General features: G+C 69.7%; 18 protein-coding genes and 1 riboswitch. Of the genes, 7 read left to right on the top strand and 11 right to left on the bottom strand.

The window, feature by feature from the left end; genetic code table 11:
- Positions 1-21: 21 nt before the first annotated feature.
- The 6 genes from BN948_RS26660 to BN948_RS13090 are packed head-to-tail and all read right to left on the bottom strand — an operon-like array spanning position 22 to position 5,875.
- Positions 22-783, bottom strand: coding sequence for an ABC transporter ATP-binding protein (locus tag BN948_RS26660; RefSeq protein ID WP_009520677.1), 762 nt, complete (start codon positions 781-783; stop codon positions 22-24).
- Entirely contained in the window at positions 780-1,784 is a 1,005-nt protein-coding gene (locus tag BN948_RS26655) for a FecCD family ABC transporter permease (protein ID WP_009520676.1), read from the bottom strand. The genes BN948_RS26660 and BN948_RS26655 overlap by 4 nt, the downstream gene beginning before the upstream one ends.
- Positions 1,781-2,653, bottom strand: coding sequence for an ABC transporter substrate-binding protein (locus tag BN948_RS13105; protein WP_009520675.1), 873 nt, complete (start codon positions 2,651-2,653; stop codon positions 1,781-1,783). The genes BN948_RS26655 and BN948_RS13105 overlap by 4 nt, the downstream gene beginning before the upstream one ends.
- A complete protein-coding gene (gene cobU / locus BN948_RS13100; protein WP_009520674.1) occupies positions 2,650-3,234 on the bottom strand; it encodes a bifunctional adenosylcobinamide kinase/adenosylcobinamide-phosphate guanylyltransferase in 585 nt (194 codons plus the stop codon). The genes BN948_RS13105 and cobU overlap by 4 nt, the downstream gene beginning before the upstream one ends.
- On the bottom strand, positions 3,227-4,048 hold the full coding sequence (locus BN948_RS13095; RefSeq protein ID WP_009520673.1) for an ABC transporter substrate-binding protein: 822 nt from the start codon (positions 4,046-4,048) through the stop codon (positions 3,227-3,229). Before BN948_RS13095 ends, cobU begins: the two co-directional genes overlap by 8 nt.
- A 9-nt stretch (positions 4,049-4,057) precedes the next feature.
- On the bottom strand, positions 4,058-5,875 hold the full coding sequence (locus BN948_RS13090) for a TonB-dependent receptor domain-containing protein (protein ID WP_009520672.1): 1,818 nt from the start codon (positions 5,873-5,875) through the stop codon (positions 4,058-4,060).
- Between the two features lie 75 nt (positions 5,876-5,950).
- A riboswitch (cobalamin riboswitch) is annotated at positions 5,951-6,211 on the bottom strand.
- Positions 6,212-6,264: 53 nt separating this feature from the next.
- On the opposite strand from BN948_RS13090, the gene BN948_RS13085 reads away from it, so the two are divergent.
- The 3 genes from BN948_RS13085 to BN948_RS13075 all read left to right on the top strand — a co-directional run bounded on the left by BN948_RS13085 (position 6,265) and on the right by BN948_RS13075 (position 7,988).
- The gene (locus tag BN948_RS13085; RefSeq protein ID WP_009520671.1) at positions 6,265-6,492 is read left to right on the top strand and encodes a hypothetical protein; all 228 of its coding nucleotides are present in this window, start codon (positions 6,265-6,267) and stop codon (positions 6,490-6,492) included.
- On the top strand, positions 6,489-6,899 hold the full coding sequence (locus BN948_RS13080; protein WP_009520670.1) for a cell division protein ZapA: 411 nt from the start codon (positions 6,489-6,491) through the stop codon (positions 6,897-6,899). Before BN948_RS13085 ends, BN948_RS13080 begins: the two co-directional genes overlap by 4 nt.
- Before the next feature lie 273 nt (positions 6,900-7,172).
- A complete protein-coding gene (locus tag BN948_RS13075; RefSeq protein ID WP_009520669.1) occupies positions 7,173-7,988 on the top strand; it encodes a sulfite exporter TauE/SafE family protein in 816 nt (271 codons plus the stop codon).
- Between the two features lie 380 nt (positions 7,989-8,368).
- On the opposite strand, the gene rraA is transcribed toward BN948_RS13075, so the two are convergent.
- The gene (gene rraA, locus BN948_RS13070) at positions 8,369-8,866 is read right to left on the bottom strand and encodes a ribonuclease E activity regulator RraA (protein WP_009520668.1); all 498 of its coding nucleotides are present in this window, start codon (positions 8,864-8,866) and stop codon (positions 8,369-8,371) included.
- Positions 8,867-9,140: 274 nt separating this feature from the next.
- On the opposite strand from rraA, the gene BN948_RS13065 reads away from it, so the two are divergent.
- The 4 genes from BN948_RS13065 (at position 9,141) to BN948_RS13050 (ending at position 14,706) form a co-directional block, all read left to right on the top strand.
- A complete protein-coding gene (locus BN948_RS13065; protein ID WP_009520667.1) occupies positions 9,141-9,623 on the top strand; it encodes an SWIB/MDM2 domain-containing protein in 483 nt (160 codons plus the stop codon).
- A 144-nt stretch (positions 9,624-9,767) separates the two neighbouring features.
- A complete protein-coding gene (locus BN948_RS13060) occupies positions 9,768-11,594 on the top strand; it encodes an adenylate/guanylate cyclase domain-containing protein (protein ID WP_081921949.1) in 1,827 nt (608 codons plus the stop codon).
- Positions 11,595-11,627: 33 nt separating this feature from the next.
- Complete coding sequence (locus tag BN948_RS27035) at positions 11,628-12,731, top strand: phosphatase PAP2 family protein (RefSeq protein ID WP_009520665.1); 1,104 nt, start codon at positions 11,628-11,630, stop codon at positions 12,729-12,731.
- 31 nt (positions 12,732-12,762) lie between these two features.
- Positions 12,763-14,706, top strand: a complete 1,944-nt coding sequence (locus BN948_RS13050) for a S8/S53 family peptidase (protein ID WP_009520664.1) — start codon at positions 12,763-12,765, stop codon at positions 14,704-14,706.
- A gap of 21 nt (positions 14,707-14,727) precedes the next feature.
- On the opposite strand, the gene BN948_RS13045 is transcribed toward BN948_RS13050, so the two are convergent.
- The 4 genes from BN948_RS13045 to BN948_RS13030 all read right to left on the bottom strand — a co-directional run bounded on the left by BN948_RS13045 (position 14,728) and on the right by BN948_RS13030 (position 19,137).
- Complete coding sequence (locus BN948_RS13045) at positions 14,728-15,381, bottom strand: Crp/Fnr family transcriptional regulator (protein ID WP_009520663.1); 654 nt, start codon at positions 15,379-15,381, stop codon at positions 14,728-14,730.
- 10 nt (positions 15,382-15,391) lie between these two features.
- Positions 15,392-16,015, bottom strand: coding sequence for a helix-turn-helix transcriptional regulator (locus BN948_RS13040; RefSeq protein WP_035622028.1), 624 nt, complete (start codon positions 16,013-16,015; stop codon positions 15,392-15,394).
- A 180-nt stretch (positions 16,016-16,195) separates the two neighbouring features.
- Positions 16,196-17,893 (bottom strand): thiamine pyrophosphate-binding protein, encoded by a 1,698-nt coding sequence (locus BN948_RS13035; protein ID WP_009520661.1) that lies wholly within the window; start codon positions 17,891-17,893, stop codon positions 16,196-16,198.
- The gene (locus BN948_RS13030) at positions 17,890-19,137 is read right to left on the bottom strand and encodes an MFS transporter (RefSeq protein WP_009520660.1); all 1,248 of its coding nucleotides are present in this window, start codon (positions 19,135-19,137) and stop codon (positions 17,890-17,892) included. Before BN948_RS13030 ends, BN948_RS13035 begins: the two co-directional genes overlap by 4 nt.
- Positions 19,138-19,171: the final 34 nt, after the last annotated feature.

Here is a 19,171-nt window from a genome sequence, read left to right as displayed (position 1 = left end):
TCCGTCCGGAGGAAAGAAGTATCAGCGAGGCAGCGCGACCCACTGCTCGCCCAGGGGGTGGATGGCGATGCGGTGGTCGAACACCGCTTCGAGCGCACGGTGGGTGGCGCTGTCGTCGCAGGCGCCCTGGTGGCGCACGCGGCCGCCGGCCACGATCACCATCTGGTCGGCGTGCAGGGCCACGCCGATCTCGTGCAGCACGCTCACCACGGTCTTGCCCTGCGCCACCAGGTCGCGCACCAGTTGCAGCCAGTCGGCCTGGTGCGGCGGGTCCAGGTTGGCCAGCGGCTCGTCCATCAGCAACACGTCGGCGTTGACGGCCAGCAGGCGCGCCAACAGCACGCGCTGGCGCTCGCCGCCGGAGAGCGCGCCAAGCGCGCGCTCGCGCCAGTCCCAGGCCTGGGTGGCGCGCAGGGCCTGCTCCACGGCGGCGCGGTCGGCGTCGGACGGCGGCGCCAGCCAGGGCTGGTGCGGCAGGCGGCCGAGCATGGCCACGTCCCACACGCTCAGGTCTTCGGCGCCGGTTTCGCCCTGCCCCAGCCAGGCCAGGGCGCGCGCGCGTTCGCGGCCGCGCCAGGCGCTGAAGGGGCGGCCCAGCAGCTCGGCCTGGCCGCTGTGCGGCAGCAGGCCGGCCAGGGCCTTGAGCAGGGTGGACTTGCCCGCGCCGTTGGGGCCGACCACGCTCGTCCAGCGGCCGGCGGGCAGGTTCAGGTCGACGGCGTGCAGCACCTCGACGCCGCCGAGCGAAACACCGATGCCTTTGGCTTGCAGTGCCTGGATCACTTGAAGCCCCCCGATGCGCCGCGCCGGTGCATCAGCCACAGCAGGTAGCTGCCGCCCAGCACGGCCGTGAGCACGCCCACGGGCAGTTCCTGCGGCGCGATGACCCAGCGCGCGAGCACGTCGGCCGCCATCAGCAGCAGCCCGCCCATGAAGGCCGCCAGCACCACCAGGCGCCCGTGCGTCGTCTTGACGATGGAGCGCACCAGGTGCGGCGAGGCCAGGCCCACGAAGGCGATCAGGCCGGTCTGCGCCACGGCCGCGCCGGTGGCCAGGGCCAGCACGCCCACCAGCACCGCGCGCACGGCGCCCAGCGGCAGGCCCAGGCTGCGCGCGGTGGCTTCGCCCAGGGCCAGGCCGTCCAGCACGCGGCCCAGCGCCGCGGCCACCAGCACGGCGATCAGCAGCATGGCCGCCATCACGCCGCAGGCGGCCCAGCCCACGAAGCCGGTGCTGCCCAGCATGAAGCCCTGCATGGCTTGCAGGGTGTCGGGCTCGGCGATGGTGATGAGGTCGCGCGCGGCGCCCAGCACCACGCCCACGATGACACCGGCCAGCAACAGCCGCAATGTCTGCTGCACGCCCTTGGCCAGCGTCAGCGTGAGCACCACACCCAGCACCGCCCCCAGGAAGGCCGCGCCCGTGAGGCCCAGGCGAACCACCCATTGCGTGGCCATGGTGGACGCGCCGAACAGCATCAGCGCGCCGGCCACGCCCAGCGCCGCGCCCGAGGCGCTGCCCAACAGGTACGGATCGGCCAGCGGGTTGCGGAACAGGCCCTGCGCCACCGCGCCCGCCAGGCCCAGCAGCGCGCCGGCCAGCCAGGCGCCCAGGGTGCGCGGCAGGCGGATGTCCCACAGGATCTGCCAGGCCACGGGGTCGCGGTGCGCGTTGAGCACGCTGTCGAAACCGGTGCTGCCGACGCCCGCACCCAGCAGCAGCACGAGCAGTGCGGCCAGCAGCAATCCCACGCCGAGCCACAGGCTGTGCGCGCGGCCGTTCACTTCAATCCTTTGTCGGTGATGCACTTCGCCATCAGCCGCGCCGCTTCGGCCATGCGCGGGCCGGGGCGCACCAGCACGTCGGACTCGTCGGCCGTGAACACGCACACGCGGTCTTCGCGCAGGGCGCGCATGCCCCGCCAGCCCGGGCGCTGCTCCAGGCCGGCGACGTTGCGCTTGCCGATCATGATCAGGTCCGGGTTGGCGCGCACCACGTACTCGGGGTTGATGCGCGGAAAGGGGCCGAGCTCGGGCGTGATGATGTTCTGCACACCCAGGCGGTCCATGAGTTCGCCGATGAACGACTGTGGGCCCGCCGCGTAGCCGCCGTTGCTGACCTCGTAGTACACGCGCAGCGAACGCGCGGTGGCCGGCAGCGACTGCGCGGCGGCCGACACGCCCGCATCGATGGCGCGCCAGATGCGATCGGCGTCGGGCACTTCCAGCACCTGGCCCAGCACGCCCATCACGCGCTGCGCATCGCGCGTGGTGCGCGGCTCCAGCGCCAGCACCTTCAAGCCGAATGACTCGAGCCGCGGCACGCCGCGCGAGGACGTGGCGGCGAGCACCACGTCGGGCCGAAGCGCGACGATGGCCTCGATGTTCGGATCGACGCCGCCGCCGGTCTGCGGCAGCGCGCGCACGGAGGCGGGGTGGTTGGAGTAGCGGTCCACGCCGACCAGGCGGTGGCACTGGCCCAGCTCGCACACGGTCTCGGTGAGCGAGGGCAGCAGCGAGACGATGCGCTGCGGCGAGCGCGGCAGGGTCACGCTGATGCCGCGGTCGTCGGTGACGCGGATCTCGGTGGCTTGCGCCGCGCCCGAGCACGCGAGCCACAGGCCCAGCGCCAGGGAGAACAGGAGTCGGGTCATCGAGGCGCTTTCAAACTGAGCGGCAGGCCAGCCGCCATGAAGGTGACGCGCTCGCACGCGCGCGCCACGGCCTGGTTCAAACCGCCGAGCGCGTCCACGAAGGCGCGCGTCTCGCGGCCCATGGGGATCACGCCCAGCCCGATTTCGTTGCCCACCAGCACCACCGGGCCGCGTGCGGTGTCGATGGCGTGCAGCAGGGCCTGCGTGGGCGCCTGCGGGTCGGCAGGCTCGCCCTGCGCGGGCATCAGCAGGTTGGTGAGCCAGAGCGTGAGGCAGTCCACCACCACCAGGGTGTCGGGCGCCGTGAGGTCCCCCAGCGTTTCGGCCAGGGCCAGCGGGGCCTCCACGGTGGCCATGCCGGGGACGCGCTCGGCGCGGTCGCTCTGGTGTCTGGCGATGCGCGCGCGCATTTCCTCGTCCCAGGGCTGGGCGGTGGCGACCAGCACGGCGCGGTGCGTGGCCTCGGCGTCCAGCCACTGGCGCGCGAGCGATTCCGCGCGGCGCGACTTGCCGCTGCGCTGGCCGCCGAGGATGAACTCGCTGCGTGCGATGGTCTCGGGCGTGCCGCGTGCCTCAGCCATGGCGGGCGCTCCAGTCCAGCACGATGCGGTGCAGTTGCTCCACGCCGTCGGTGAGCGCGGCCGGGCCGGGCTGCAGGATGTCGGCCGACTTGATCTCGTGCATTTCGCCGTCGCGCACGGCCGGCACGTCCTGCCAGCCGGGCCGCGCGGCCACGCGTTCGGGCCGGAACTTCTTGCCGCACCAGGAGCCGACCACGATGTCGGGCGCGCGCTCGACGATGCGTTGGGGCTCGCCGATGATGCGGTCCTTGCCCAGCGGCATGGCGGCCAGTTCGGGAAAACAATCGTCCCCGCCCGCGATGCCCATCAGCTCCGACACCCAGCGGATGCCGCTGATGCAGGGATCGTCCCATTCCTCGAAGTACATCCCCGGGCGGCGCGGCAGCGCGCGGCCCGCTTCGGCGATCTCGCGCAGACGGGCCTGCGTGCGCGAGATCCAGGCCTGGCCTTGCTCCGCCTGGCCCACCATGGCCGCCACCTGGTACAGCATGTCGAGGATCTGCGCCACGCTGCGCTGGTTGAAGACGGTGACCTGCACGCCCGCGCGGATCAGCGCCGACGCGATGTCGGCCTGCAGGTCGGAGAAGCCGAACACGCAGTCCGGCTCCAGCGCGAGGATCTTGTCGATCTTCGCGCTCAGGAAGGCGCTGACCTTCGGCTTCTCCTCGCGCGCGCGGCGCGGGCGCACCGTGTAGCCCGAGATGCCCACGATGCGCGCCTCCTGCCCCAGCAGGTAGAGCCACTCGGTGGTCTCCTCGGTGAGGCAGACGATGCGCTGCGGGCCGGTGGGCGCGCGGGAGAAGTCATGGGCCATCGGGCGAATTTACTTCGGTGCCCAGCGCAGGGTCACGAAGACGCCCCGGCCCGGCTGGTTGTAGCCGCGCACGGTCTGGTAGTCCTCGTCGGTGATGTTGCGCAACTGGGTCTGCACGGTCCAGTTCTTCGACACCGCGTAGTCGGCGTGCAGGTCCAGCGTGGTGTAGGCGTCCAGCTTGAAGGTGTTGTTGGCGTCGTCGAAGCGGTCGCCCACGTGCAGCAGGGTGCCGCCGAACTTCCAGGCGCCCACGCCATAGTCCGCGCCCAGCGTCGCTTGCGTCTCGCTGCGGCGCGGCAGCAGCCGGCCTGTCACCTCGTTGCGGGGATCGATGCTCTCCAGCGAGGCGCGCAGCGCCCAGGCGCCAACGCTGCCGTCGTAACCCAGGGTCCAGCCGTTGATGCGCGCGCGCGGCACGTTGGCCGGCAGCGGGCCCGAGGGGATGAAGCCACGGATCTTGTTGTCGAAATACACCGCCTTGACCGTGTGGCCGCCCTGCGTCCAGCTCAGCCCCAGGTCGGTGTTGCGGCCTTCCTCGGGCCGCAGCGTGGACGTGCCGAAGCCGGGGTAGTAAAGCTGATTGAACGAGGGCGCCACGAAGCTGGTGCCGTGCGACACGTGCGCGCGCAACGAGGGCGTGAGGCGGTAGCCGTAGCCCACGAAGCCGGTGGTGCTGTCGCCGAACTGCGAGTTGCGGTCGTTGCGCACATTGAACTGCCAGCTGTGCGAACCGGCCTCGCCGTTGAGACCCAGGAAGGCGGAGTTGATGCTGCGCTCGGTCACGTCGTACACCGTGGCGCTGTCCACCTTCTGCTCCAGACGCTCCACGCCGGCCAGCACCACGCCGATCGGCGTGTCGATGTCGTTCTGCCAGAGCACCTGGTTCTGCGTGGTGCCGAAGTGGCTGGGCAGGAAGGACGCGACGATGGACTTGGCGTAGTCCTCGCTCTGCGACACCTGGACCTGCGTCTTCCAGCCAGGCAGCACCTTGCCGCTCACGCCCGCGCGCAGCACCTGCGAGCGGAAGTCGTCGCGCGTGTCGCGGCCCGGGCCATCGTCGTAGTGACTGGTGCCTTCGGAATACAGCGCGCCGGCGTCGAGCTTCCAGTCGCGCGTGAGTTCGATGCCGACCGAGCTGTTGAGCGAGCGCTGGCGGAACGGGTCGCGGTCGGGGTTGTGGTTGCCGAACTGCACCGTGGGGTTGGTGGCCGAGAAGCCGCCATCGTTGAGGGTGGAGACGTCGATCGAGTACGTCACGCCGCCGCTGCCGCCGCTCAGGCCCGCGCCCACCTGCGAGAAGCTGTCGCTGCCGAGGGTGACGAAGGCGCTGGGGTGGAAGCCCTCGCGACCCTTGCGCGTGAAGATCTGCACCACGCCGCCGACGCCGTCGCTGCCGTAGAGCGAGGAGCCCGGGCCCTTGAGTACTTCGATGCGCTCGATCGCGTCCAGCGGCAGGCCCGTCCACACCGGCGTGCCGGCCGTGGCCGAGCCGTAGCGCACGCCATCGATCAGCAGGATGGTGTGGCGCGACTCGGCGCCGCGGATGAAGATGTTGCCGCTCTTGCCGCGACCGCCGTTGGTGGCCATCTGCACGCCGGCGGCGCGCACCAGCACCTCGGTCAGGGTCTGGCCGGCCATCTTCTCGATGTCGGCGCGCTCGATGACGGTGACGTCGCTCACCAGGCTGTCCACGCGGGTGGGCGTGCGGTTGGCGGTGACGACGGTTTCGGAAAGGCTGGGGGCGGTGCCCTGAGAGAACGCCGGAAAAGCGGCGGACAGGGACAGCGTCAGGGCGGCCAGGCGCCAGGACGGAACACGGGATTTCATGGTTGTGGAAACAGAAGGGCTGCCCTCACCGCCTTCCCCGACGGTGCATGGGCGTCACGGTGGCGCGCCTTGCGACGCACCACCACCGTGCTGGCCGGTATCCGGGCTGACAGACCAACCCCCCTCGCCTTCCCAGCCGGTGCACGAGGCACCGGCCAGTGGCGGTGTGAGGGGGGCAGAGCATCCGGCGGCTTGGAGCCGCCGGCCATCTCGTCTGCTTACCGTTGCGGGGGCAGCGCAGGTTAGGTTCGCCGCCGCTGGCAGCGCGCCCTCCTGCTTCCCGTTTAACCGCGGCGTGTGAACCACGCCGCGAGCACCAACGCCGGCGATTCTAAGCAAAGCCTTTGGTGACGCCTACAATGCCCCACGCCCTTCGCCACGCAAAGACCATGGCCGCGCCCACGCCCATCGACCAGATCACCGACAAGGTGGAGCGGCTGCTGCTGCGCCACGAGGAGCTTCAGCGCACCAATGCCCTGCTCGTCGAGCAGGTGCACGCGCTGCAGGCCGAGCGCGACTCACTCAAGTCGCGCCTCATGGCGGCGCGCGCGCGCATCGACGCGCTGCTGGAACGGCTGCCCGGCGCCAGCGCCGACGAACGCAAGGAGCGCACATGAACCGGCCCGGCTACAAGCAGATCGAAGTGCAGATCATGGGACAGAGCTATCTGCTGTCCTGCCCCGACGGCGGCGAAGCCGCGCTGCTCGACGCCGTGGAGCGCGTGGACACCGCCATGTGCCGCATCCGCGACGCGGGCAAGGTCAAGGCGCGCGACCGCATCGCCGTGCTGGCCTCGTTGAACCTGGCGTTCGAGCTATCGCAACTGGAGCGCAAGGAAGCCGAGCGCGAGGCCGAGGCCCAACAGTTCCAGGCCTCTTCCTTCGCGCAGGCCGAAGGCAGTGCCTTCGCAGAAGCCGGTGGCAGTTTCGAGCAGGACCCGATCGATCCGCAGACGCTCTCGCGCGTCGAAGACCTCATGCGCCGGCTCGATCAGACGTTGGACAAAGACGGTCGTCTGCTCTGATGAAATCCGCGTGACCGCGCGCCGCCCATCAGCACGCGCACACGCACCGACCGATGGTCCGCAGGGGTTTCGCACTGCTCCTAAAATTGCATCCGTCTGCAGTGTGTGCCGGGTTCTAATGTCCTTGAACCAATGCTCATTGAGCCCGGGCTTGGTACATTGCGCGGCTGGTGCGAGCGTCTCGCGTCAGACGAACCCGAAGCCGCGCTGCCCTTGCCCACCTGAACCCCGGTTCAGGCTAACGGCCCGGCACTCACTTGCAGACACCTTTTCATGCCACTTGAACCCCTGTTGATCGCCGAGCTCGCACTGCTCGGCGTGGGGACCGGATTCCTCGCGGGCCTTCTCGGCATCGGCGGCGGAATGCTGATGGTCCCGTTCATTACCCTCATCCTCAACGGCCGCGGCGTCGCGCCCGACCTGGCCGTCAAGATGGCCATCGCCACGTCCATGGCGACGATCATCTTCACCAGCATTTCCAGTGTGCGCGCGCACCACAAGCGCGGCGCGGTGCGCTGGGACATCGTCAAGCGCCTGGCACCCGGCATCGTGCTGGGCGCCATCGTGGCCAGCATGGGCGTGTTCGCCTTGCTCAAGGGCTCGTGGCTGGCGCTGTTCTTCGCGCTGTTCGTGGGCTTTTCTGCCACGCAGATGCTGCTGGACAAGAAGCCGAAACCCACGCGCACCATGCCGGGCACGGCGGGCCAGCTCGGCGCGGGCGGGGCCATCGGCTTCCTCTCGGGCCTGGTGGGCGCGGGCGGCGGCTTCGTGTCGGTGCCGTTCATGACCTGGTGCAACGTGCCGATCCACAACGCGGTGGCCACGAGCGCGGCACTGGGTTTCCCGATCGCGCTGGCCAACGCGGCGGGCTACGTGGTGTCGGGCCAGGGCGTGGAGAACCTGCCGCCCAGTTCGGTGGGCTACATCTACGTGCCGGCGCTGGTGGTCATTGCCTGCGCGAGCGTGTTGATGGCACCTCTCGGCGTTCGGGCGGCGCACGCGCTGCCCATCGCCTCGCTCAAGCGGGTGTTCGCGGGGATCCTCTATCTGCTGGCGGCGTACATGCTCTGGAAGGGGCTCGCGGGCTGAGCTTGCGGCTTCGGCCGTCGAGGCTTTTTCTCTCGGCGGGTCATGGGGTGGTCGTTTGCTTGCTCCGGTTGCTCCGGTCATCGGTGCTCGGGCGTCCGGCTCCGCGACTGTCCCCCGGAACGAAGCGCTGGCGCGCTCCGTTCCTCCTCCTTTATGTCGCTACGCCGGACACCCGAGCACCGACGACCTCGTGGGCACTCGGTCTGTTGGCGCGCCCAGGTGCCTGTTGCTCGGGGACGCTGGGTGCCCTGCGTAGCGACATAAAGGAGGAGGACTGGGCGCAGCCCGGTCCGGGGGACAGTCGCGGAGCAGGGCACCCAGCGGCCCCGAGCGACCGCGAGGTGCAGGCAGGCAACCGCCCCAACCACCAGCCGAACAACTCAAAGCCGAACAGCGCTCACCACGATCCCGTCCTCGTCCGCATAAAGCCAGTCCCCCGGCCGCACCCACACGCCCTGCACACGCACCGCCACATCGCGCTGCCCCTCACCCCGCCGCTCGGTCGGCAATGGCACCGGCGCCAGCGCGCAGATGCCCACCTCGCACGCGGCCAGCTCGGCCACGTCGCGCACGCAACCGTCGATCACCACCCCCGCCCAGCCGTTGCGCGCTGCCGCCGCGCCCAGGTTGCCGCCCAGCAGTGCTCGTCGCAAGGAGCCACCGCCGTCCACCACCAGCACCCGGCCCTCGCCCGCGCTCTCCACCGCCGCCTTCACCGCAGTGTTGTCCTCGAAGCACTTCACCGTGCTCACCGGCCCATGGAAACTGCGGTGGGCGCCGAAGTGCCGCCACACCGGTGGCAACACACGGAAAGCGCCGCTGTCGTCGGCCTTGTGCGCGTCGCAAAGGTCGCAAGTGGCGGGAGAAGTAGAGGTCATCGCAGGCTCCGCAAGGGTGGTTTCGGCACGCGCGCATTGTCGAGACAAACACCGACCGAACGCGCCTGCGTGCGCCCTCTGGGGCACTCTCTCGAGCACACACCCCCGAGGAGTGTTGTTTTCCGCGCCAAAAAGCGCCGTTTCCCCCTTGTCTTCCCTCGCAAAACCGCGTGTTCCTTATTGGAAGCCGCGTGCAACTCAATTAGCATCATGACGCTTGTGAGAGAGCGCGTTCTCCACAAGCGATACATCAACTTCTAGAAGGACATCAACCATGGCAACTGCGAAGAAAGCCGCCGCGAAGAAGGCTCCGGCGAAGAAGGCCGCCCCGGCCAAGAAAGCCGCCCCGGCGAAGAAGGCCGCTCCGGCCAAGAAGGCCGCTCCGGCGAAGAAGGCCGCTCCGGCCAAGAAGGCCCCGGCGAAGAAAGCCGCCCCGGCCAAGAAGGCGCCTGCGAAGAAAGCCGCTCCGGCCAAGAAAGCCGCCGCGAAGAAGGCCCCCGCCAAGAAGCGCACCCCCAACGCCGCCTTCATGAAGGCCCTGACCCCCAGCGCCGCCCTGGCCGCCATCGTCGGCAGCAACCCGCTGCCGCGCACCGAGGTGACCAAGAAGGTGTGGGACTACATCAAGAAGAACAAGCTGCAGGACTCGGTCAACAAGCGCATGATCAACGCCGACGCCAAGCTGAAGGAAATCTTCAAGAAGGCCCAGGCCTCCATGTTCGAGATGACCAAGCTGGTCAACGATCACCTCAAGTGATCCCCCAGCCGCCCTTCAAACGGCGGTGAACCCGACAAAGCCGACGTCCCGTCGGCTTTGTCGTTTCTGCACTTTCATCGGCCATTGGCCCCGTCGCGCGATATCGATTGTGCGAAACTGAATCGTTTGGTCACATTTGCCCGCATGGTCCCCTCTCCCGCACCCTTCTCTTCCGAGCCTGCATCACCCCCCAAGGGCCAGGCCGTGGAGTTGCCGCCGGTGCAGCACAAGACCGTGCTCGTGATCGATCTCGTCGAGTCCGTGCGCCTGATGGCGCACAACGAAGAACAGGTGGTGCGCCTGTGGCGCGGCTTCGTGCACCACGCCACCACCGAGGTCTTCCCCCTGCACGGCGGGCGCCTGGTCAAGAGCCTGGGTGACGGCCTGCTCGCCGAATTCGAGCACCCGGCCCAGGCCGTGCGCGCCGCCATGGCCCTGCACCGCCACTTCGACGCGGCCAACCAGAACCTGCCGGCCGCGCAGCAACTGCACCTGCGCGCCGGCCTCAACGCCACCCAGCTCTACGTCGACGACCACGACATCTACGGCCAGGGCGTGAACCTGGCGGCGCGCGTGGCCGATCTGGCCACGCCCGGCGAGACCGTGGTCACCGCCAGCGTGTACGACGCCATCGTCGTCGGCATCGACGCCGAGGTGCAGGACCGTGGCGAGAGCTACCTGAAGCACTGGCCCGAGCCGGTGCGCACCTGGACGGTGACGCCCGTGTCGGCGCAGGGCGCGGTGCCGCGCATGCCCGCGCCCGAGGCCGCCACCAGCGACTTCCGCCCCAGCATCGCCGTGGTGCCCTTCGAGACGCGCAGCCACTCGCAGGAGCAGTACGTCATCGGCGAGCTGCTGGCCGACGGCGTGATCACCCAGCTCTCGCGCAGCCCCGATCTGCGCGTGATCTCGCGCCTGTCCACCAGCGCCTTCCGCGGCCGGCAGGCCACGGCGGCCGAGGTGGGGCAGCGGCTGGAGGCGGCGTACACGCTCAGCGGGAGCTACGTGAGCTACGGCGACAAGGTCGTGATCAACGCCGAACTCTGCGACACCCGCCGCGGCGAGGTGGTGTGGGCCGAGCGCCTGGCGGGCGACGTGATGGACCTGCTGCAGAGCGACAGCCAGTTGATCCACCAGTTGAGCGAGGCCTGCGCCGAGGCGCTGCTTCAGCACATGGTGCAGCGCACGCTGGTGCTGCCGGTGCCGCAGCTCGACAGCAACGCGCTGATGCTGGGCGGCATCACCCTGATGCACCGCTCCACGCCGCGCGACCTGCAGCGCAGCCAGCAACTGCTGGAGGCGGTGGTGGAGCGGCACAAGCGCGTGGCCACGCCGTGGGCGTGGTTGGCGAAGTGGCACATCATGCAGGTGGTGCAGGGTCTGGCGCCCGAGCCGGCGCAGACCTTCCGCGCCGCGATTGCGGTGGCCGACCGCGCGCTGGATCTGGAGCCGCACAGCTCGCTCGCGATGGCGATCAAGGGGCATGCGCTGTGCCATCTGGGCGCCGATGTAGAGGCGGCGCGGCAATTGTTGTTCGAGTCGACGCTCAACAATCCCAACGACCCGATGGCGTGGCTGTACCGCAGCGTCTGGTCAACCATGTGGGGCACCGCTCAGGAGTCGGTGGTGGAAGCGGAGACGGCGCTGCACCTCTCTCCGCTCGATCCGCAGAAGTACTACTTCGAGATGATGCTGGCGAATTGCTACCTCTCGATGGGCCAACACGCTCAGGCGGCAGAACAATGCCGAGCGTCCCTGCAGAAGAACTGCTATCACCTACCGACGCTTCGCGCGTATGTCATCGCTCAGTACGAAACCGGCGATGTCGAGGGTGCTCGCAAGACGCTCGACACGATTCTCAAACTTCAACCCGACTTGACGCTGGATCGGTATCTGGCGTCAGGTCGGGAGAGTCGTCTGCGCCAGCATGGCGCAAGAGTGCTCAAGGCCTTGGGCCTGCCCATTCACTAGTTCACATCAATCGCAAATTTCAAGGAGGACAGCATGAGTGGTGGATACAGCGGTGGCTATAGCGGTGGATACAGCGGCGGATATAGCGGTGGCTACAGTGGCGGTTACAGCGGGGGCTACGGCGCGCCCGCCGGCGCCGTGCCCTACCTCGCGTCCGCCGACGCCTTGACCCTCTCCAGAGCAGCCATCGTGGGGCCCTACGACGGCCCGACGCTGAAAGTCAAATGGCCCGCCTTCAACGACCCGACCAACCTCAAGCGCTGGGCCGACGGCCCTCGCGTACAGGCCATCGGCTCCGAGCTCATGGAAGGCCTGAGCTTCGGCACGAACGCCCGCCAGTACCGCGCCGAGCTTCAGTACTCGCGCCAGGGCACGCCGCACACCCTCGTCACGCTCAAGGGCCCCGACGAAGCACTGCTGAAGAAGCAGCTCTCGCTCGTCGCCGCCTACGCCGACCTGCGCACCGACCGCTCGCTGGAAATCACCGAGCAGATGGGCTACCCCATCGCCTTCTGGAGTTCGGTCGTGGGCCTCACCGCGCACCGCCACGGCAAGACGCTGCAACTGCTGGAGGTGGCATTCAACCTCGCCGCCAGCGTCACCCAGCGCTTCAAGTTCATGTTCTCCACCACGCGCCCGGTGGAGTTCTCGCCGCAGATCCAGCCCATGATCCCGACCCCGGGGCACGGCGCCTGGCCCAGCGGCCACTCCACCGAAGCCTTCCTGGCCGCCACCTTGCTGCAGGCCCTGCTCGACGCCGGTTCGCCCACCACCGCGCGCCACCCCGGCAACGGCGTGGCCAGCCGCGAGCAGTTGCAGCGCCTGGCGGCGCGCATTGCCATCAACCGCACCGTGGCCGGCTTGCACTACCCCGTGGACAGCGCCGCGGGCCGCCTGCTGGGCACCGCACTGGCCGAGTTCATCGTGGCGCGCGCCACGGGCGGCAAGGTTCATGCGCGCGGCTTCAACTCTTCGCTGTTCCACGAGCCCGATGGCGCCCCCAAGGACTTCAGCCTGAACGACCCCATGGACCACGCCAGCGGCTACCCCTACACCCGCGACCCGCGCGCCCGCGCCGTGGGCGAAGCACCGTTGCTGAACTGGCTGTGGGAAGAAGCCGTGAAGGAATGGCCATGAGCGGCGCGGCGCGTTGCGCGGAGGTCATCCGATGACCTGGCGCCCGCTGCCCACGGGCGAATTCACCGGCATCGACTGGTCCGCCCCCGGGGCCATCGACGGCATGGACCCCTACCTGGCCTGGGCCGAGGCCGACGGCTTCCTGGGCTACCACATACCCGGCCGCGAGCCGGTGCCCATCAAGTGGATGCCCATCGTCATCGGCCTGCGCGAGGGCGTGGACGTGCGCCAGCTCGTGGACGCCACCTCCACCCAGTGGCTGCGCATACCGCTTGCCTACCTGCTGGTGCCCGGTCTGCGCCACTGCAGCGCGCGCGTCTCGCGCGAGTTCTTCCGCCACTGGCGCAACCAGCCCGCGCTGCGCGATCTCATCAAGCGTTTCGAGCTGGGCCTGCCGGTCGAGCAACTGCCACTGGGCCTCACGGAGTTCTGCACACCACACTGCCGCCCGCAGCCGCCGCGCCAGCGTGTGCGCGGGTCGGTGCTGGGTGTCATCGACGGCGGCCTGGCCATCGCCAATGCAGCCTTTCTCGATGCGCGCGGCCACACGCGCGTGCGCCACTTCTGGCGGCAGGACAACTTCTATGGCGGCCGCTGGCCCGGCTCGCCCGACAACCGCCGCGTACCGCTGGACCCGCGCCGCGCCGGCCCCCGCCCGGCCGACATGGGCTACGGCCATGAACTGGACCGCGAGGCCATCGACCGCGTGAGGGCCGAGTTCACGCGACGGGGCCAGGTTGACGAAGAGGCGGTGTACCAGTACGTGCAGCTCTGGGATCTGTCGCACCCCGTCAACCACGGCACGCACGTCACCGGCCTGGCCACGGCGCCGGGTGGGCTGCTCAACCCGGGCCTGGACGACGCCGCGAGCCGCAGCGCCATCGTGGCCGTGCAGCTCGACTGGGCCAACGTGCTCGACACCTCGGGCGGTGCCATGAACGTGAGCGTGCTCGACGGCCTGATGTACATCGTCTCGCGCTGCGCGGACGACGCCGACATCGTGGCCAACGTGAGCTGGGGCACCCTGGCCGGGCCGCACGACGGCAGCTCGCTGCTGGAGGCGGCAATGGATGAGCTGGTGGACAAGCTCGGCGGGCGCCTGCGCATCACCCTGCCCGGTGGCAATGGCTACCAATCCCGCACGCACGCCAACGCCACGCTCGCACCGGGCGAATCGCTGCCATTGCACTGGCGCATCCAGCCTGACGACCACACGCAGAGCTTCCTGGAGATCTGGCTGCCCGACGGCGCCGAGGGCGTGAGCCTGAGCGTCGCGCCGCCGGATCGGCCGGAGCAGGCGGTGACGCTAAGACAAGGCCAGTCAGGCATGTGGACGGACGCGCAGGGCCAGCCATTGTGGTCGCTGATCTACCCCACGCGCAGCGCCCTGGGCGAGCGCGGCACCTGCGCACTGCTGGTGCTGGAATGCACGGCCAGCCGCGAAGCCGACCACCCGCTCGCGCCTTGCGGCGTGTGGACGGTGACGCTGCGCAACCGGGGCCGCAGCGCAGTGGTGTTCGACGCCTACGTGGAACGCGACGACATCGCCCTTGGCCTGCACACGGGCGGGCGGCAGTCGTATCTGGAGGACCGGTTCTACGACACCCAGGGCAACCTGAACGGCTGGGTGGACCAACCGGGCAACCCCACGCCCATCCGACGCAGCGGTGTGTTCAACAGCCTGTCCACCGGGCAGCGCACGGTCAGCGTGGGTGGCACGCGCGTGGCCGACAACGGGCCGCAGAACCTCTCGCGCTTCGCGCGCTATTCGCCGCAACGGCCCGACCCGGGCCCGGCGCGCGCACAGCGGCCCGACGTGAAGCTGGTGCCCGAGACATTGGCGGCCTGCGACGACAACCCCGCGTTGTGGGGCGTGCGCGCCACGGGCAGCCTGAGCGGCAGCACGGTGCGGCTGGCGGGCACGAGTTCGTCGGCGCCGAAGGAGGCGCGGCGTTTGCTCAACAGCTTGGGTTGATGTTTGTGAAGACTTGCCGGCTCACCACCGCGCCGGCAGGTTCTTCAGCAACCAGATGCGCCGCTCCCGCACGGCGATGTAGCCGCCGTTCTCCAGGTCCTTCAACAGCCGGCTCACCATCTCGCGTGAACACGCCAGGTGCTGGGCCATCTGCTGGTGCGTCAAGCGCTCGCGCAGCGGGCGGGCGCCGTCTTCTTCCTGCGGCTCCAGCGCCCAGCCGTTGAGCAGCTTCACCAGGCGGCCATAGACATCGATCAGCGCCACGCTGCGCGCGCTCTCGGTGGCCAGGCGCGCGCGCCGGATCAGGCGCGCCATGAGTTCGAAGGCGAATTCGGGGTGCTCGGCGATGTAGGCCAGTAGCCGGTCGCGCGTGACCACGGAGCAGGTGCTGGCCTCGGCCGCCTCCACGTTGGCCGAGCGCGGGCCGCCGTCGAGCGACATTTCGCCCACGTATTCGAGCGGGCCGTACAGACCCAGGGTGAGTTCGCGGCCAGAGGCATCGGCCACGTAGGCGCGCAAGCGGCCTTGCAGCACGATGTAGAGGGTGTCGCCGGTTTCGCCTTCCTGAATGAGCAAGGCACCGCGGCGGTAGCGGCGGTGGATCCCTTGCGCGGCCAGTGCTTCGATGTGCTGCGTGTTCTGCGAGGGGAAAGTCGAAGCGCTGGCTAAGGGCATCCGGTGGTGGCTACGGGTGGGAGTAGGCCACCGGATTGTGCGCGACCGGCGTGATGATGCGCAAGGCAGGCACCACGGGCGGCAGACTGTTCACGCGTTGCAGCAGGCGGCGCACGCTGCTGGCGCCGGCCTTTTCGCGCAGGGTCTTGACCTGGCTGCGCACGGTGGAGATGGCCACGCCGTTCTCGGCGGCGATCTCTTGCACGTCCAGGCCGCGGCACAGGGCCAGCATCACCACCTCCTCGGTGGGGCTCAGGCTCAGGGCGCGGGCGAACATGCGCACGGCCAGGTTGTCGCTGGCGCTCTGGCGCGACAGCAGCACCAGCACGGTGGGCGTGTCGTCTTCCAGCGGGTGTGACAGCGGGGTGAAGGCCATGGACAGGTCGCGCTCGCCTTCGCGCATGAGCAGCAGGCGTCGCTGCCCGCGGCTGGCGGCGTCCAGGGCCTGCTGGATGCGCTCGCTGTGCTCGGCGCTGCTGCCCATGAGGTTGCCGCTGCAGGCGCGCAGCACGCGCCGCTGCGCCAGCTCGTGGCGCGCCAGGTGGTTGGCGTGCAGGATGCGCCCTTGCGGGTCGAGCAGCAGCATGCCGTAGTCCACCTCGTCGAACACCCGCAGCAGGTGGGCCTGGCTCAAGGCCCTGGCCTCGCCCGTCGAAAACTGCGTGTTGCTCCCCCAAACCGTGTCAGTTGCCTGTCGCATATGAATACCTCCGTATGACGGAAAGTTTTTCACTGACAGGCGTTGGATACTGTGCCGTGTTGGGGTCTAAACCTGTGATGTATTCACATTCCACCCCCCGGGGCCGGGGGTGGTTCAGCGTTTCTGGGCGGCTTCGCGGATCGCCGTGAGCGTGCCCCGGGTGGTGATCACCTCGGGCGAGAGCGGCACCACGATGACCGTGCCGCCCGGGTGCGCCAGCGCGCGCTGCAGCGCGGGCTCGAAGTCGGCCGTGCATTCCACGCGCTCGCTGGCGTAGCCGTAGGCGCGCGCCAGGGCCCCGAAGTCGGGGTTGTTGAGGTTGGAGCCGCTCACCCGCGCGGGGTATTCGCGCTCCTGGTGCATGCGGATGGTGCCGTAGGTGCCGTTGTCCAGCAGCAGCACGATGCTGCGCGCGCCGTGCTGCACGGCGGTGGCCAGCTCCTGCCCGTTCATGAGGAAGTCGCCGTCGCCCGCGATGGTGAAGGCGGTGCGGCCGGTGAGGATGGACGCGGCGATGCCGGCCGGTACGCCGTAGCCCATGGCGCCGTTGGTGGGCGCCAGTTGCGTCTTGTGGCCGCGCACCAGGCCGGGGTAGCGGTAGAAGCGGTGCAGCCAGCTCGCGAAGTTGCCCGCGCCATTGGTGAGCACGGCGTCGGCCGGCAGCAGGCGCTGCAGGGTGTGCACGATGGCGGGCATGTCGATGGGCCCGGGCAGTTGCACGCCCCCGTTGGCCGGGTCGATGTTGGCGAGGTAGTCGGCGTGGCAGGCGTCCGTCCAGTCGGCCCAGGGCAGGCTGGGTGGCGGGCTCAGCACCTCCAGGCTGCGCGCGGCGGCGTTCATGCTGGCCTGGATGGCGAGCGTGGGCTGGTAGACGCGGTGCAGTTCCTCGGCGCTGGCGTGAACGTGCACCAGCTTCTGCTTGGGCACGGGCGCTTCGATGAGCGTGTAGCCACCCGTGGTGCTTTCGCCCAGGCGCGGGCCCAGGGCGATGAGCAGGTCGCTTTCGCGCACTCGGCGCGCCAGCGCGGGGTTGATGCCCAGACCGACGTCGCCCGCGTACTGCGGGTGGTGGTTGTCGAAGCAGTCCTGGAAGCGGAAGGCGTTGGCCACGGGCAGACGCCAGGCTTCAGCGAAGCGCTGCAGCGCGGCGGCGCTCTGCGGCGTCCAGCCGCCGCCACCGGCGATGACGAGCGGCCGCTCGGCCGCCAGCAGCAGGGTGCGCAGCTCGCGCAGCGCGCCCGGGTCGCTCCAGGCCTGCACGGGCTCCACGCGCGGCAAGGGCGCGGTGTCCACCTCGTGCGTGAGCATGTCCTCGGGCAGCACCAGCACCACCGGGCCGGGGCGGCCATTCATGGCGGTGGCGAAGGCGCGCGCCACGTACTCGGGGATGCGGCGGGCGTCGTCGATGCGCTCGACGCGCTTGGCCATGCCTTTGGTGGACGGACCGAAGAAGGCGGCGAAGTCGACTTCCTGGAAGGCCTCGCGGTCGCGGGCGTCGCTGGCCACGTCGCCCACGAACAGCACCATGGGCGTGCTGTCCTGGAAGGCCGTGTGCACGCCGATGGAGGCGTTGGTGGCGCCCGGCCCGCGCGTGACGAAGCAGACACCCGGGCGGCCAGTGAGCTTGCCCTGGGCCTCGGCCATGAAGGCGGCACCGCCCTCCTGCCGGTTGGTGACGAAGCGGATGCGGTCCGCGTGCGCATGGAAGCCGTCGAGCACGGCGAGGAAGCTCTCGCCCGGCACGCCGAAGGCGTGGGTGACGCCCTGCTCGATCAGGCATTCGACGAGGAGGTGGCCGGCCAAGGTACTCATGCCGCCACCCGTTTGCCCACGCCCAGCGCGGCGTAGGCCGACAAGGCCAGCACCACGGCGCCTCCGGCCAGCGTGGCCGCGTACCAGCCGTGGTCCATCAACACGCCGAACACCAGCGGCGAGAGCGCGAAGCCCACGTCCAGGCCCGAATAGACCGTGCCATACACGCGGCCGGTGGCGCCCTTGGGGGTGGCGCGCTTGATGAGCAGGTCTCGGCTGGGCCCGGCCACGCCGAGTGCAAAGCCCGTGATGGCCAGCACCACCATCGTGCCGACTTCGCCGAACCAGCCGGTGGCGCAGAGCAGCATCAGCAACGCGCCCAGGCCCATGCCCCAGGCCAGCACGGTGTCGCTGCTGATCTGGCGGCGCTGGCCGTAGACCGCGACGAAGCCGCCCACGAACATGCCGACGGCCGAGCACAGCATGTAGGCGCTGACGGTGAGGGTGGCGGCCTCCATCGAGGTGCCATAGACCGCCTGCAGGATGGAGGGCACGAAGCTCTGCACCACGGCCAGGGTCATGGTGGACAGCAGGAAGAAGGCGAAGCACCACCACACCACGGGCAGCTTGAGGAAGTCCAGGTCCTTGCCGGCGGGCGCGCCGCTCTCCGCGGGCGCGCGCACCACCACCTGGGTCAGCAGCTTGTCGCGCTGCCACCAGAGCAGCGCCAGCACACCCAGGTAGAGCAGCGCCGCCGAGTAATAGGCGGTGCGCCAGTCGCTCAGGCTGGTGATGCCGACCAGGAACACGGGCGCCAGCGCCCAGCCCAGGCTGCCGGTGACGCCATGCACGCTGAAGGCGTGGCCCAGGCGCTCGTTCGAGACGCGCTGGTTGAGGATGGTGAAGTCGCAGGGGTGGAAGGGCGCGTTGCCGATGCCCGCGAGCACGGCCACTGCCATCAGGCCCCAGTAACCCGTGGCCTGCGAGGCCACCAGCGAAGCGGCCAGGAAGCAGCTGATGGCCGCGAACAGCACCGGGCGCGCGCCCACGCGGTCGACGAGAAAGCCCGAGGCCGCCTGGCCAATGCCCGAGATGACGAAGAACACCGTCATGAGCAGGCCCACGTCGGCGAAGCCCAGGCCGAAGTCGCGGATGAACACCGGGAACAGCGGCGCCAGCAGCATGTGGGAGAAGTGGGACGTGCCGTGCGCCAGGCCAACCAGGCCGATGACGGCGGCGTCTTGCTTGAGCGGGGCGGGCTTGGCAGGGGGCAGCGTGCCCAGGGCGGCGGCAGCGGAAGTCATGGGCCGAGATGGTACCCAGCCCGCGCCAGGCGGG

Origin of the sequence: Hydrogenophaga intermedia (assembly GCF_000723405.1) — a bacterium.
Lineage (GTDB): Bacteria > Pseudomonadota > Gammaproteobacteria > Burkholderiales > Burkholderiaceae_C > Hydrogenophaga > Hydrogenophaga intermedia.
Note: the sequence above shows the minus strand (reverse complement) of the source record. Positions and strands in the feature narration are given on the sequence as shown.

Excerpts from the sequence above, each read along its gene's own strand:
- BN948_RS13105 (WP_009520675.1), bottom strand. The coding sequence starts at position 2,653 with ATGACCCGACTCCTGTTCTCCCTGGCGCTGGGCCTGTGGCTCGCGTGC.
- cobU (WP_009520674.1), bottom strand. The coding sequence starts at position 3,234 with ATGGCTGAGGCACGCGGCACGCCCGAGACCATCGCACGCAGCGAGTTC.
- BN948_RS13095 (WP_009520673.1), bottom strand. The coding sequence starts at position 4,048 with ATGGCCCATGACTTCTCCCGCGCGCCCACCGGCCCGCAGCGCATCGTC.
- BN948_RS13090 (WP_009520672.1), bottom strand. The coding sequence starts at position 5,875 with ATGAAATCCCGTGTTCCGTCCTGGCGCCTGGCCGCCCTGACGCTGTCC.
- BN948_RS13085 (WP_009520671.1), top strand. The coding sequence starts at position 6,265 with ATGGCCGCGCCCACGCCCATCGACCAGATCACCGACAAGGTGGAGCGG.
- BN948_RS13080 (WP_009520670.1), top strand. The coding sequence starts at position 6,489 with ATGAACCGGCCCGGCTACAAGCAGATCGAAGTGCAGATCATGGGACAG.
- BN948_RS13075 (WP_009520669.1), top strand. The coding sequence starts at position 7,173 with ATGCCACTTGAACCCCTGTTGATCGCCGAGCTCGCACTGCTCGGCGTG.
- rraA (WP_009520668.1), bottom strand. The coding sequence starts at position 8,866 with ATGACCTCTACTTCTCCCGCCACTTGCGACCTTTGCGACGCGCACAAG.
- BN948_RS13065 (WP_009520667.1), top strand. The coding sequence starts at position 9,141 with ATGGCAACTGCGAAGAAAGCCGCCGCGAAGAAGGCTCCGGCGAAGAAG.
- BN948_RS13060 (WP_081921949.1), top strand. The coding sequence starts at position 9,768 with ATGGTCCCCTCTCCCGCACCCTTCTCTTCCGAGCCTGCATCACCCCCC.
- BN948_RS27035 (WP_009520665.1), top strand. The coding sequence starts at position 11,628 with ATGAGTGGTGGATACAGCGGTGGCTATAGCGGTGGATACAGCGGCGGA.
- BN948_RS13050 (WP_009520664.1), top strand. The coding sequence starts at position 12,763 with ATGACCTGGCGCCCGCTGCCCACGGGCGAATTCACCGGCATCGACTGG.
- BN948_RS13045 (WP_009520663.1), bottom strand. The coding sequence starts at position 15,381 with ATGCCCTTAGCCAGCGCTTCGACTTTCCCCTCGCAGAACACGCAGCAC.
- BN948_RS13035 (WP_009520661.1), bottom strand. The coding sequence starts at position 17,893 with ATGAGTACCTTGGCCGGCCACCTCCTCGTCGAATGCCTGATCGAGCAG.
- BN948_RS13030 (WP_009520660.1), bottom strand. The coding sequence starts at position 19,137 with ATGACTTCCGCTGCCGCCGCCCTGGGCACGCTGCCCCCTGCCAAGCCC.